Consider the following 13833-nt stretch of genomic DNA (forward strand, 5'->3'; position numbering starts at 1 on the left):
CTGGCACGACCGCGGGCCGCACCGGTTGACGAAGGTCAAGTGAGGTTCAGGAAATGAAGGGAGGCGCGCGCGCCTGCGCTTGCGAACCGGCGCGGGAAGCGAACCGCTCGGGGTCAAACTCGATCCAGACCACGCGCTCGGGCTGGCGACCAATCGCGATGATGTCGGATGTCTGCGGCGTGTCGACCGGCGCGCCGGTCTGCAGCATGTTGCACACCGAACAGCATCCGTCATGGGCGCGGTGGCCGGCCTGATCGGACTGCCCGGCACCGGGCGCGCCATTGCCGTGGCAGATCACGGCGCCGGCGAGCGGGTCGGCGCTTGCGATGCTCGCGGCCCAGCATGCGCCGATCGGTGCAAAAATCTGCACCACCAGGGCAATCAGGACAATTGGCAGAAAATTCTTCAGCCGCCGGCGCATCGCAAACCCATCCGCTTCAGACCTTAATCACTACAGGAGTCCGAAGTCGAGATCAGGTTCCCGGAACTATGTTGCAGCTTCAGGGACTAAATCCGGCGAAAAGCGATGCGTTTTGCAGCATTTGGTGGGCGCCCTACTATAATACCAAGCCTCGGGCGAATGGCAGCTAAATCCACAACCACTAGTCGCAAATTCCCAATCATTTCGCAGAGTGCTGGAATTTTGAACAAACGTTGCCGAAAATGGTGACAAGACGAAAAAGATGGTCTACCAATCGAGGCTCAGGCTGGCCGAGAGGCAAAGCTTGGTGGTCCAAGTCTCGGGAGGAGCCCTGACGCGCACAAGCAGCGTCGCCTCGACAATCAAGAGCAAATCTCAATTTTCGGGGAAATTAAGGGTCGACACAATTTTTGAGCAGGGCTTGGTGCCCTGCTCTTTTTTTCGTGACCATCGCAAACGACAATGACGGCATCGTCAAATCCGATCGAGCGAAGTTTTGGGATCGCTGCCGAGCGCTGCGAAGATCTGACGCCGCTGGTCTACCGCCGCCTGTTCGAAGCGCACGCCGAAGCACGGACGATGTTCCGCACCGACGGCAGCGAACTCGTCAAGCGTTCGATGCTCGCTTTGACGAGCGACGCCATTCTGGATTTTGCCGGCGAACGTACCGGTCATTTCCGCCTGATCGCATCGGAAGCTTCCTCGCACGACGCTTACGGCACGCCGCGGGAATTGTTCGTCGCGTTCTTCGGCATCATCGCGCAGACGCTGCGCGAAGTCGTCGGGCCGGATTGGTCGGACGAAGTCGATGTGGCGTGGCGGACGCTGCTCGGCGAGATCGAGAGTCTCGTTGCAGTGCAGTGTGAAAATAACCAGCCCTGACCACGGGCCAATTGGCCACAAGGATTCCTTGAACGTCATTGTTGCAAGCAGTTGGGTCATCCGGTGGCGGAAATGCGCCGAGTGTGAAAGACTGCTCGATCCGCGGTGCGTGCAATCGACGCCGACGGCGATAACAAACGACAAGCGAGGGAGCAAACGATGTCCGGAACTGACAAATCGGCAACGACCAGGCGCGACCTTCTTCAGGCCGCGGGCGCGGCTGGCGCAGCCACCGCCCTGCTCGGGGGACTGGGTATTAATCCAGCGCTGGCGGCAGCCGCGCGCTCGGAAAAACCGTTGAAGGCTGCGTTCTCCAATGCAGGCCTGCAGGCGACCTGGTGCGCCCAGGGCAAGCAGGCCGCGGAATGGTGGGGCAAGCTGTTCAACGTCGAAGTCACCTGGTTCGACGGCCAGCTCGACGCGGTCAAGCAGCGCGCCGCCATCGACAACATGGCTTCGCAAAAATGGGATTTCGTCGCCATCCAGGCATTCGGCATCGGCACACTGACCCAGCCCGTGCAAAAGATGATCGATGCCGGCATTCCCGTGATCGACATGGACACGCTGATCGCGCCGCTCGACCAGATCAAGGTTCATTCGTTCCTGGCGCCCGACAATGAATTCATGGGCGCTTCCGTGACCCAGGCGCTGTGCAACGCCATGGGCGGCAAGGGCAAGATCATCATGACGCAAGGCGCCCTCGGCCATACCGGCGCACAGGGCCGCGCCAAGGGTTTCGAATCCGTCGTCAAGCAGTTCCCGAATATCGAGGTGCTCGACACCCAGCCCGCCGACTGGGACGTCTCGAAGACGGCGCGGTTGTGGGAGACCTATTTGACGAAGCACCCGCAGATCGATGCGGCCTTTTTCCACAATGACGATATGGCGCTGGCCGCCTACAACATCATGAAGGCCCGCAACCGCACCAATATTCTGATCGGCGGCGTCGACGCCATGCCGCCGGCGATCCAGGCCGTGAGCGAAGGCCGCATGTTCGCTACCGTCCGCAATCCCTCCTGCCGCATCCATGGCGGCGCCATCATCGCCGGCGTCGCCGCGGTGACGGCCGGCGAGAAGAGCGGACAGGGTATCCCGAAGCACGTCATCACGGACGGCCCGGTCGTGACCAAGGCGAACGCCGCCGGCATGCAATGGATGGAGGACCACTTCCTGATCTGAGCCAGCATGCCCACGGGACTTAAGCCCATCCTTGAACTGCAAGAGATCACGAAGGCGTTCGGCGGTGTCGAAGCCCTTCGTGGTGTCGACTTCGCGCTTTCTCCCGGCGAGATCCACGGCCTCGTCGGCGAGAACGGCGCGGGCAAAAGCACGCTGATGAAGATCATCGCCGGCGTGCATGCCGATTTTTCCGGCCGCTTCATCCTGGACGGAAAGGAAACCCGCTTTCGATCGGTGCGCGACGCGCATGCGGCGGGCATTGCGATGGTGCATCAGGAACTCAGCGTGGCGCCTGATCTGTCGGTGGCCGAGAACGTGTTTCTCGGCAATCAGCCGACCAACCGTTTTGGCTTCGTGCAATGGCGGCGGATGGCGCGGGAGGCCGGCGAGCAGCTCAAACGCTTCGGCATCGATGTCGATCCGATGTCGCGGCTTGGCGACCTGCCGATCGGGCTGCAGCAATTGATCGAGATAGCCCGCGTGCTGTTCTCGGGCGCCCGTATCATCATCCTCGACGAGCCGACCTCGGCGCTGTCGCCGCCCGAAGTGGAGCGCCTGTTCGCGACACTAAAACGCTTGCGCGACGAAAGCACCAGCATCGTCTTCATCTCGCATTTCATTGAGGACATCCTGCGCGTCTCCGACGTCGTGACGGTGTTCCGCAACGGCAGGAAGGTCGCGGAGACCAAAGCCGCCGAGACCAGCAAGCCCGCGCTGATCGAGGCCATGATCGGCAAAGGCCGCGAGGCGCTGGAGGAGACCTATACCCATGACATCATGCTGCCGCCGCCCGCCGAGAAGCCCGTGGTGCTGAATGCGAGCGGGCTTTCGCTCGCCCGCAGCCTGCGGGACGTTTCGTTCGACGTCCGCGCCGGCGAAGTGCTCGGCATCTACGGCTTTATGGGATGCGGGCAGCTCGAACTGGCGCGGATCCTGTTCGGCAAGCTCCGGCCCGACCAGGGCACGCTGGCGATCGCCGGCGGTCAAAAGACCTTCCGCAGCACGGCTGACGCACGGCGCGCCGGCATCGCCTTCGTGCCCGAGAGCCGGCGCGACATGCTGTTCCACCAGGAGCCGGTCTACAAGAATATCTCGATTAGCGTCCTCGACCGCATTTCATCCCTGCTGCTGAAGCCCTCGCGCGAACGCAAGATCGCCACGCGGCAGGTCGACCAGTTACGGATCCGCCCGGCCGCGGTCGAACTCGATCTCGGCATGCTGTCCGGCGGCAATCAGCAGAAGGTAGCGCTGGCGAAATGGCTGAGCTATCCGCCGCGGCTGTTGGTGCTGTGCGAGCCGACCCGCGGCATGGACGTCGGTGCCAAGGACGACGTCATCCATATCGTCAGGGATTTGCGCGCCAAGGGCCTCGCCGTCATCGTGCTCTCTACCGAGCCGGAGACGGTGCTGTCGCTCGCCGACCGCGTCCTCGTGCTCAAGCGCGGCGCGGTGGTGCGGGAATTTTCCAACGAACGGATCAGCAAGGACCGCCTGCTCGAAGCGGCGTGAGGAGACCGACATGACGACCGGTGAAAGCGTGACAGTCGCGGCAGATCGCAAGCGCCCGCACCGGCTCGCGGCGATGCTGCGCTCCCAGATGCGCAACATCGCGCCGTTCCTGACGCTGATCTGCCTGTTTGGCTTCTTCGCCGCTGCCAGCCCCTCGTTCGCGACGCTCGACAATCTCGGCAACATCCTGACCCAGATCTCTGTCACGGGCATCATCGCCGTCGGCCTCACCTTCGTGATCCTCTGCGCCGAGATCGACCTCTCGATCGCCGCGATCGCCAACGTCACCGGCATTGCGGTCGCCTATTTCACGCTGCAGGAATCCTACGTCAACATTGCCAATGTCCCGATGCCCGGATGGGCGGCGATCCTGCTGGCGCTGGCGCTCTGCGCCCTGCTCGGCCTCGTCAACGCATTCGGCCTGACGGTGATCGGCATCCCCTCTTTCATCATGACGCTGGCGATGATGCAGATCGCGGCCGGCATCTCGGCGCTGTTGGTGCGCGGGCAGATCGCCTACAAGGTGCCGCCGCTGGTCTCAACGCTCGGATCGTCCTCGATCGGCGGCGTACCCTGGATCGTGATTGTGGCAGCCCTGATGCTGCTCGGCGGCCATCTGGTGCTGACCTACACACGCTTCGGCCGCTACATCTATATGGTCGGCGGCAACCGCGAGGCCGCCGAATATTCCGGGCTCAACGTCAAGCTGATCCTCGGCAGCGTGATGGTCATCTCCGCCGTCTGTTCGGGGATCGGCGGCATGCTCGGGGTCGCGCATTTCGGCAGCGCGCAGCAGAACGAGTTCGACACCTATTTGCTGGATTCCATCGCCGCTGTCGTGGTCGGCGGCACCAGCCTGTTCGGCGGCCGCGGCGGCATCGGCAACACCATCGTCGGCCTGTTCGTGCTCGGCGTCCTCAACAACGGGCTCGACCACGTCAACATCGATAGTTTCCTGAAGATTTTGATCCGCGGCTTGATCCTGCTGGCCGCGCTGGTGATCAACGTCTATGCACAGCGCTTGCGGGAGAGGACTGCCGACTAAGGCATATGCTCGCAGTGGTGCCGCGATCAGTCGGAATTAGGACACACGATCAGTGATGGCTAGGGCCTCATTTCTCGTTGGCTTGAGCTTCGACCAGGGCCGGAGCTGCGATCTTTTCCTTCATTTCTTCGCAGATCTTGCGTACCTCCGCCGTCACCAACGAACAGCTCTCAATTTGAACAAAGACGCGTTTGGCTTCCGCGCGGTAGCGTGCCGCGGTTTCCTTCAGTTCTTCGGTTACTGCGAGCGCTTCGCGGCTCATAACCTCGCATTGCCTGGCCTGCTCGATGAGCTCAACGCCCAGGGCCTCGATGTCCTTCGCGGCGGCTTCATATTCGCGGACAACAGCTTCCGCTGATAGTTTGCCGATCTCCGTGGCGCCGTCGCTATGCTCCACATAATCTGGCATCTTCAACTCCGGTGCGCGTACCGAAGGCGGCGCGAAATCGATCGGCTGGGATTCGCGAATGGGCAGTTTGCGAAACTCTTCTTCGATCTCGCGTTCAAGATCGATCGTATCCAAAATCGGCGGCTTTGTTGAACGTACCACGGCAGTGCTCCTTGAATGAAAATACGAGCAGGCACCAAAAATCTCTCGAAATGCGGCTTAGACGGTTAGCTCTCCCGTTGAGGCGAGCAACCAAATCCCTTGGGTAAGCTTGTTATTTAACCTTTATGGCCGCGCTGGCGGTTAATTCGGGAACTACCGAAAAATTGGCGTCGTGGCGCGCATCCGCGATTCAGCTTGAAGATATTGATCAGCGTTATGATTCTGCTGGCGCGGATGGCACCCATCGCAGCGTGTGGACCCCGGATCAGCAGTGCACCACAGAGCCTGTGCTCGGGCCGCGCAGAGCGCGGACCGAGTACAAGCGCGGCGCGCGGCACTGCATCCGGGGAACGCCCCTCCCGTAGGATGATCTGGAGCAATCAGGCGAAATCCGGTTGCCAGTCGCGCACCTCGCGCGCCGCTTTCGTAACTGTGCCGATCGTCGAAAACGAGGCTACGTCCACCATCATCGTCCGCGCCAGCCGCAGGCTACGCGCCTCGGAGATCGCCCGCCGCTTCGGGTCTTCGATCAATTCGAAATCGATGTTATGCGCGAGCCCCAGAATCCGGCGGATGATTTTTGCGGCCGCGAATCCGACTGTGTCCTCAAACAGCCGCGCCATATAGGCCTGCCGCTCAGTCTCCAGCCGCGCCGCGCCAACCTCGCCCTCGAACAGCGTCCGCGGGTAGGCATCGCCTCCCGCCTGCGTCCGCCACAGCTCCAGGAACTTGCGGGCGAACTCGGTCCAGACACCCTCGACTGTCTCCAGCACCCAAGCCTCGAACGCGCGGCGCTCGCCCGGCGAACGCTCGTGACCGGCGGACGCGAGATAAGCCATCAGCAGATTGGCGATTACCGCGCCGATATCGAAACCCATGGGACCGTAGAAGGCGAATTCGGGATCGATCACCTTGGTCTCGCTTTCCGTCACCATGATCGATCCGGTGTGGAGATCACCGTGGATCAGGGCTTCCGCCGCGTTCAGGAATTTCAGTTTCAGCCGCGAAATCGCGACGTGGAGGTCAAGGTTTTCGCGAAAAGCCGCCGCGGTCGCATCGAGCCAGGGCTGCGTCCAGCGGTTTTGCTCGGCCACGCGGTAGGGATCGGTGAAGATCAGGTCCTCGGTGATCTTGCAGAGCGCGTGGTTGCCCGCGAAGGCGGCGATCCCCTCCTTCTTCTCGGCGGCTGATACCGCAAGGTCGGACGAAAGAAACAGCGTCCGCGCCAGGAACGTCGTGATGTCCTCGACGAAACGTGGATAGATCGTACCGGCCACGAGCCTCTTGCGCATGATAATGTGCGGCGCGAGCAATTCCATGACGACAAGGGCGAGCGCCTCGTTGTGGTGCAGCACATCAGGCACCAGACCGGGCGCCAGCCGCGCCTGATGCGTCAACGCCAGATATTCGTAATGCGAGCGCGACAGCGGCAGCGGCCAGCCCTCGCCGACGAGCCGCACGTAAGGCAGCGCCTGCTTGACCGCAACGCCGCCCGCCGTCCCCTTGACGATGAAGACGAGATTGAGGTTGCCGTCGCCGACCTCGCCGATCGACCAGAAAGCCGGGGCGCCGCCGAGCCGGGCCGTAATCTCGGGAAGTCCTGCGAGGTAATCCCGCAGATCGGCCTCATGCAAAACTCGATATTCATGCTGCCGCGGATCAATCGATGATCGACGCTGTGAACTCATCGCGGTCTCCACCCTGCCGGCACGGGCACTTCACTCCCGTTCCCCGAAATTCAAGCCGGCCTTTTCTTCACGGCATCATAGGCAAAAGACGTTGCCGGTGACCAGCGTGTTCGCTGTCCCGGCTTGCCCCGGCGCCTCAAATAAGCTGGGCAAAACGGATGGTGGAGATCGTTATTCGCGCTTATCCTCTCTTGAAGTCTTCCTTATTGAGCTTGAACGCGTCCGTGCGTGTATCGATAGACACGCCGTGCCCCGTCGGCTTAAGCCAAGGAAATGGACCATTCCACCAAGCGAGCTTGCGTTCGATACCGGTCGTTATCGGTTCGCCCGTGACGCCGTAGGAATTGAGCGGCCAGATTCCGGCAGGAACAATCTCCAACGTAGCGCGCAGCAGTTTTGCATCTGCGCCGAAGCGTTCCCCGATGTTAAGCGGACCTACCCTCTCGGCAGACCGCAGATCGCTCGGGTCCCGAAATCGCACGAGCATAGGAAGACTATCCAAGGGCAGCTCGCGTTTACCGGAAAGGTGCGAGACCTGCTTGATGCCGTCTTCGACCAGCGACGGGAGGCTACCGTCGTTAAGATCGAAGGCCCTAAGCACTATCCATTCCGCCCCTGACCGGTCGTCGGCACCTGCCGTGAGAAGCACAAACAACGTGCCCGGGGGACCCTAGGTCGACCGCGATCGCTTTCCCCCTGACTCCGATGGAAAGCTCGCGTTGGCTGGCCAATTGCGGCTGCCTGCTGTAGGTCACCTCGCGAACGCCGGATGCCGCCTTCCGCTCGTCGCCCACTTGCGCTTCGAGGGTCAGTCGATATCGCACTGTCGCGCTCGGATAGGACAACCCGTACCATACGACCGCGCATACAATGAGCGCACCAACCATGCCGAGCCATTTCATGCTGATCTGCTTGGGTCTGTTCATGCGTCTGGTCTGAGCGCAATAGAGGAGCTTTGCGCTCACTCCCGTTCCAGGAAATTCGAACCGATATCGGCCTTCTTCTTGATCGGATCATAATCGCAATAAACGCTGTCGGCGACCAGCGTATAGCCCGGAATGATCGTGTCCTTGTTAAGCTTGACGGAGGTCAGGCCGATCACGGCGGTTTGCTTGCCGCCGGTCCATTTGAACGGCGTCGCGCTCTGCGCACTCTCGCAGGCGGCGACCGCATCTGCGAACACTGTGCTCTCCACGAAAGCTTTCACCGTCCGAAGCTGTCCCAGCGTCTTCCAGTTCATGTAGAACGCGCCCGCAAGGCCGGCCGCGAGCAGGACAACAAGCGCCAGCAATATTCTTTGAAAATTCATTCCTGTTCCCCCGGCAGTTCACGCGGCAAGCTAAGGGTTACCCTCGCTTGGTTGAGATCGTGCTCTCTTATAGGCCGTCGACAGCCTGGTCGTCCGCTGCGCGCCCGGGATCAGTAACGAGTTCGCTTTTCGCTGCGAAGAACGGGCAGCACGCGCGTGGCTGATGTTCTGGGGAGCCTGCCCTGCTCCGCAATTCTCCTGATTGGCATCGCAGGCCATCAGGCAGTTGGTTTCCTCCATGGCGGATGGGTCCATCGCGGCAGCTTGACCGCCGACCAATACAAGCAGCAAAATCCCTGGAATTACGCCGCGCACCATGATGCCCAGTCCTAAAACGGCAGCCCCATCAGCTTCGACAGCCGCTCGATATTCAAATAGCCCTGCTGATACGCCCACATCCCGATGGCGAAGACCACGCCCGAGATGACCGTGGTCCAGAGCAGTTTCCAGCCCATCCGCGCCATGACCGGCGCCCCGGGGTCGGTGCCAGGCGCGCCCTCACCGTCCTCGTGCTGGCTGCGGACGCCGAACGGCAGTGTCGTGAACAGCACGACCCACCACAGCACGAAGTAGATCGCGAGCGCGGTCGAGATGCTGTATGCCATCAGGATTCAAGCCTGTTCGATTTCGACGAGCGCGCCGGAGAAATCCTTCGGGTGGAAGAACAGCACCGGCTTGCCGTGGGCGCCGATCTTGGGTTCACCGTCGCCGAGCACGCGCGCGCCCTCGCTGATCAGCTTGTCGCGCGCGGCGATGATGTCGGGCACGTCATAGCAGATGTGATGGATGCCGCCGTCGGCATTGCGCTCGACGAATTTGGCGATCGGCGAGGCGTCACCGAGCGGCTGGATGAACTCGATCTTGGTGTTGGGTAGCGTCACGAACACGGTGATGACGCCATGCTCCGGCAGCGGCACCGCGCCGGAGATTTCCGCGCCGAACGCGCCGCCATAGATTTTGGCGGCTTTTTCCGCGTCCTTGACTGCGATCGCGACGTGATTGAGGCGGCCCAGCATGATTACTCCACTCCCTGCTTCGATGCATCTTCCGGCGCACGCGCGCGGTCCGCTAACCTTACTATGTCATAAGCCGCCCCTCATGGTGAGGAGCGCCAACGGGTCCACGCATAGCGCGGCCCGATGACAGGCTCCGCGCGTCTCGAACCATGCGGCCCCGTCTGTGGCCTACATCCTTCGAGACGCCCGCTTTGCGGGCTGCTCAGGATGAGGGTTGAGTTGTGACGCAGTAGAACTAGTGCTTTCTACCTCAAACCGTCAGAACATGAACGAGGCAAATCGGCTTCTTACCCCAGTTCTCGGCGATGACGGCCCGCACCGCACGCCGCACCGATTCCGCCGTTGCGTCCGCGTCGCGCCGCCTCGCCCGCGGCAGGCCCTCGACGGTCGATACCACCATGTCGAACACGATCTCGTCGATGATTTCGCCGGCCGTATTCTTCTCGGGGATGCCGACGAGATCAACCTCGGGGTCGTCGGCCAGTTCGCCTTTGTCGGTCAGCGCGATGGCGACAAAGGCGCAGCCGGCGAATCCCATCCGCCGCCGTTCCACGACCGCGCGGGATTTGGAATCCTCGAGGATCGCACCGTCCTTGTAGATTCGCCCGGCCGGCAATTCGTCGATGATGCCGGGGTCGCCGGGGCCGAGCTTGACCAGATCGCCGTTACGGCAAGTCAAGACCTTCGGCACGCCGGCGGCGCGCGCGAGCTTGGCGTGCTCCGACAGATGCAGCGCTTCGCCATGGACGGGGATCAGGATCTGCGGGCGGACCCATGAGATCATGTCGCGCAGCTCGTCGCGGCGCGGATGGCCGGAGACGTGGACGAGATCGGTGCGGTCGGTGATGACCTCGATGCCCTGGACGACCAGGCCGTTGATGATGCCGCCGACCGCCTTCTCGTTGCCGGGAATGGTGCGCGACGAAAAGATCACGCTATCGCCCTTGTTCAGCGTCACCTGCGGGTGGTCGTTATTGGCGATGCGGGCCAGCGCGGCGCGCGGCTCGCCCTGGCTGCCGGTGCAGAGCGCCAGCACCTTGTCCGGCGGGAAATGGCCGTAATAATCGGCGCTGCGAAAGTTCTGCACGCCATCGAGATAGCCGGTCTCGCGGGCGACCTGCACCACGCGCTCCATGGCGCGGCCGACCACGACCACCTCGCGATCGGCGGCCTTGGCGGCGTCCGCCACCGCTTTCACCCGCGCGACGTTGGAAGCAAAGGTGGTGACGGCGACCCGGCCCTTGGCGGCGCCGACCAGCTTCTTGATGGTGGCGGCGACCTCGGTTTCCGAGGGCGAGCGTCCGTCCCGCACCGCGTTGGTGGAATCGCCGACCAGCGCCAGCACCCCGGCATCGCCGAGTTCGCGCAAGCGCCGCTCGTCGGTCGGCAGGCCGATGATCGGCGTCGGATCGATCTTCCAGTCGCCGGTATGGAGCACGGTGCCGGCCGAAGTGTGGATCGCCAGCGCATGCGATTCCGGAATCGAATGCGCGACCGGAATGAACTCGACGGTGAACGGCCCAAGCTCGACGCGGCCGCCGGACGGCACCACCGTCACCGGGATTTTCGGCGGGTTGCGCTCGGCGGCGCATTTGGCCTCGAACAGCGCCGCGCTGAATTGGGTCGCATAGACCTTGCATTGCAGCTTCGGCCAGAGGTCTATAATGGCGCCGAAATGGTCCTCATGGGCGTGCGTCAGCACCAGGCCCATCAGGTTGTCGCGCTCTTTTTCGAGAAACCGGATATCGGGCATGATCAGGTCGATGCCCGGCAGGTGCTCCTCGTCGCCAAAGGAGACGCCGAGATCGACCGCGAGCCAGGACCGCTGGTGGCGGTTGCCGAGACCGTAGATCGACAGGTTCATGCCGATCTCGCCGACACCGCCGAGCGGCGCAAATGTCAGTTCATCCGGCCGCGCCATCAGGCCGCTCCCACCGACGCCGCCGCGCCAAAATAGACCTCGCCCGCCGTGACGGCCGCGCGCTTGCCCTCGGCTGTCCTGACGATCAGGCAGCCGCTCTCGTCGATGGTGTCGAATTTGCCTTCGAGGGTCGCGGTTCCGGTCTGGATCGCAACCCGTTCGCCAAGGCCGAAGGCGCGCTCCAACCAGGCTTTCCGAATTTCGGTAAAGCCGCGGCCGTTGTCCCAGATGCCGCGGAATTCTACCCAGGCCTCCGACAGCGCCGTGAAAAGCTCCTCCGCGCCGACATGGACGCCGAGCGCCGAGAGTGAGGTCGCCGGCGTCGGCGTGCCCTCGGGCGCGCCAATGACATTGGTGCCGATTCCGACGACCACAGCGAGCCGGTTGCCCGCCACGGCCTCGGCCTCCAGCAGGATCCCCGCGAGCTTCTGCCGCTCCGCCAGCACGTCGTTAGGCCATTTCAGGGCGAATTTCAGTGGGTCCGCGCCGGCCCGCCGCATATTGGCTTCGATGCTGAGTTTCTGCAGCGCGCTTTCCAGTGCCAGACCTGCGGCAAAGCCGAGCGTGGCCGCAACCGCCGGAGACACATCCATGACTTCGAGAATGCTGCTGGCGAGGTTGCCGCGCGGCGCGCTCCAGGCGCGCTGCCGGCGGCCTCGTCCGGCCGTCTGCTCCGTTGTCACGAACCACATCGGCCCAACCTCGCCGTTACGGGCGCACGCCATGGCTTCGGCGTTGGTCGAACCGACTTGGTCGAAGGCGGCGAGACGATAGCGCGCCGATGTGGCTTTGGGACCGAGCGAGAAGGTCATTTCCAGTTTCTGCGCATGATCCGCTACGAAAGCCGGACGCCGGCTTTCGGGACCATGTACCTAAAAGAGCGACTTCGCCGCCGCCGTGGCGACGCTGACCAGCGGCCCCGGATATACGAAGAAGAAGATGTTGAAGATACCGGCAACCGCCAGCACCGTGCGCAGTTCGATGCGCATCGGTTCGACCTGGCCGGCCGGCTCGTCGAAATACATCACCTTGATGATGGTGAGATAGTAGAACGCACCCACGACGCTGGTCAGCACGCCAATGACAGCGAGCGTGAACAGTCCCGCCTTGATCGCGGCGACGAACACGTACCATTTGGCAAAGAAGCCCGCCAGCGGCGGAATGCCAGCCAGCGAGAACAAGAGCATCGCGAAGAAGAACCCCAGCATCGGATTGGTGCGCGACAGGCCTGCGAAATCGCTGATCTGCTCCATCGCGTGGCCGTTGCGCTTCATGGTCAGGATGACGGCGAAGGAGCCGAGCGTCATCGCGACATAGATTGCGATGTAGACCAGCACGCCCTGCGCGCCTTCCACCGTGCCCGATGCGAGCCCGACCAGCGCAAACCCCATATGGCCGATCGACGAATAGGCCATCAGGCGCTTGATGTTCCTCTGTCCGATCGCGGCGAACGAGCCGAGCGCCATCGAGGCGATGGCGACGAACACGAGGATCTGCTGCCATTGCGGGACGATGCCCGGGAAAGCCGTCAAAGTGACGCGGGTGAACACCGCAAGCGCTGCGACCTTCGGCGCCGAGGCAAAGAATGCCGTGACCGGCGTCGGCGCGCCCTCATAGACATCCGGCGTCCACATATGGAACGGCACCGCGGACACCTTGAAGCAGAGCCCGGCCAGCAGGAACACCAGGCCAAAGACGATGCCGACGCTGCCGGTCTTCACTGCGGCTGCGATACCGGCGAAATCGACCGTGCCGGTGAAACCATAAATCAGGGAAGCGCCGTAGAGCAACATGCCCGAGGACAGCGCGCCGAGCACGAAATACTTCAGGCCAGCCTCGGTGGACTTGGCGTTGTCGCGGTTAGAGGCAGCGACCACGTAGAGCGCGAGCGACATCAGCTCGAGCCCGAGATAGAGCATGATCAGGTCGGCGGCCGAGATCAGCACCATCATGCCGAGCGTGGAGAGCAGAACCAGGATCGAATATTCAAAAATCCGCCGCGACGGATCGGACAGAAACTCCGTCGACAGGATCAGCGTCACCGCCGAACCGACGATCGCAAGAACCTTCAGGAAGCGGGCAAAGTCGTCGACGATGAAGCTGCCGCCGAAGGTGGTAAGCTTTCCCGCCGGCAGCATCAGTTCCAGCGCGCCGGTGACGACCAGCAGCACGACCGCAAGCGTGGTGACGATTTTCGTGGTCCCCTCGCCGCGATAGGCGCCGAGCATCAACAGCGCCATGGCACCGACGGCCAGCACCAGCTCCGGCAACACCGGCAGCAACTGATAACCTGCACTCGAAAAGCTCATGGCG

14 protein-coding genes are annotated in these 13833 nt (G+C 62.6%); 4 read left to right on the forward strand and 10 right to left on the reverse strand.

The window, feature by feature from the left end:
* Positions 1 to 46 precede the first annotated feature (46 nt).
* Complete coding sequence (locus HCN58_RS24095) at positions 47 to 421, reverse strand: DUF2946 domain-containing protein (protein ID WP_171581882.1); 375 nt, start codon at positions 419 to 421, stop codon at positions 47 to 49.
* Positions 422 to 883: 462 nt separating this feature from the next.
* Here HCN58_RS24095 and HCN58_RS24100 point away from each other — a divergent pair, with 462 nt between their 5' ends.
* The 4 genes from HCN58_RS24100 to HCN58_RS24115 all read left to right on the forward strand — a co-directional run bounded on the left by HCN58_RS24100 (position 884) and on the right by HCN58_RS24115 (position 5036).
* Positions 884 to 1303, forward strand: coding sequence for a globin (locus tag HCN58_RS24100; protein WP_171581883.1), 420 nt, complete (start codon positions 884 to 886; stop codon positions 1301 to 1303).
* 159 nt (positions 1304 to 1462) lie between these two features.
* The gene (locus HCN58_RS24105; RefSeq protein WP_171581884.1) at positions 1463 to 2482 is read left to right on the forward strand and encodes a sugar ABC transporter substrate-binding protein; all 1020 of its coding nucleotides are present in this window, start codon (positions 1463 to 1465) and stop codon (positions 2480 to 2482) included.
* Positions 2483 to 2488: 6 nt separating this feature from the next.
* On the forward strand, positions 2489 to 3991 hold the full coding sequence (locus HCN58_RS24110; RefSeq protein WP_171581885.1) for a sugar ABC transporter ATP-binding protein: 1503 nt from the start codon (positions 2489 to 2491) through the stop codon (positions 3989 to 3991).
* A gap of 10 nt (positions 3992 to 4001) precedes the next feature.
* Positions 4002 to 5036, forward strand: coding sequence for an ABC transporter permease (locus HCN58_RS24115; RefSeq protein WP_171581886.1), 1035 nt, complete (start codon positions 4002 to 4004; stop codon positions 5034 to 5036).
* Positions 5037 to 5103: 67 nt separating this feature from the next.
* On the opposite strand, the gene HCN58_RS24120 is transcribed toward HCN58_RS24115, so the two are convergent.
* The 9 genes from HCN58_RS24120 to nuoN form a co-directional block, all read right to left on the reverse strand.
* Positions 5104 to 5559: a hypothetical protein gene (locus HCN58_RS24120; protein ID WP_210266131.1), complete on the reverse strand. Its 456-nt coding sequence runs from the start codon at positions 5557 to 5559 to the stop codon at positions 5104 to 5106.
* A 407-nt stretch (positions 5560 to 5966) separates the two neighbouring features.
* The gene (gene mtnK, locus HCN58_RS24125; RefSeq protein WP_171581887.1) at positions 5967 to 7274 is read right to left on the reverse strand and encodes an S-methyl-5-thioribose kinase; all 1308 of its coding nucleotides are present in this window, start codon (positions 7272 to 7274) and stop codon (positions 5967 to 5969) included.
* Positions 7275 to 7455: 181 nt separating this feature from the next.
* Entirely contained in the window at positions 7456 to 7875 is a 420-nt protein-coding gene (locus tag HCN58_RS24130) for a hypothetical protein (protein ID WP_171581888.1), read from the reverse strand.
* A gap of 360 nt (positions 7876 to 8235) precedes the next feature.
* On the reverse strand, positions 8236 to 8583 hold the full coding sequence (locus HCN58_RS24135) for a hypothetical protein (RefSeq protein ID WP_171581889.1): 348 nt from the start codon (positions 8581 to 8583) through the stop codon (positions 8236 to 8238).
* A 329-nt stretch (positions 8584 to 8912) separates the two neighbouring features.
* Positions 8913 to 9188 carry a DUF1467 family protein gene (locus tag HCN58_RS24140; RefSeq protein WP_171581890.1) on the reverse strand — a complete coding sequence of 92 codons (276 nt, stop codon included), beginning with the start codon at positions 9186 to 9188 and terminating at the stop codon, positions 8913 to 8915.
* Positions 9189 to 9194: 6 nt separating this feature from the next.
* Positions 9195 to 9599 (reverse strand): methylmalonyl-CoA epimerase, encoded by a 405-nt coding sequence (mce, locus tag HCN58_RS24145; protein WP_171581891.1) that lies wholly within the window; start codon positions 9597 to 9599, stop codon positions 9195 to 9197.
* A 250-nt stretch (positions 9600 to 9849) separates the two neighbouring features.
* A complete protein-coding gene (locus HCN58_RS24150) occupies positions 9850 to 11520 on the reverse strand; it encodes a ribonuclease J (protein ID WP_171581892.1) in 1671 nt (556 codons plus the stop codon).
* Positions 11520 to 12332 (reverse strand): biotin--[acetyl-CoA-carboxylase] ligase, encoded by an 813-nt coding sequence (locus HCN58_RS24155; protein ID WP_171581893.1) that lies wholly within the window; start codon positions 12330 to 12332, stop codon positions 11520 to 11522. The genes HCN58_RS24150 and HCN58_RS24155 overlap by 1 nt, the downstream gene beginning before the upstream one ends.
* 60 nt (positions 12333 to 12392) lie before the next feature.
* Complete coding sequence (gene nuoN, locus HCN58_RS24160; protein WP_171581894.1) at positions 12393 to 13829, reverse strand: NADH-quinone oxidoreductase subunit NuoN; 1437 nt, start codon at positions 13827 to 13829, stop codon at positions 12393 to 12395.
* Positions 13830 to 13833: the final 4 nt, after the last annotated feature.

Source organism: Bradyrhizobium australiense (genome assembly GCF_013114825.1).
GTDB classification, from domain to species: Bacteria; Pseudomonadota; Alphaproteobacteria; order Rhizobiales; family Xanthobacteraceae; genus Bradyrhizobium; species Bradyrhizobium australiense.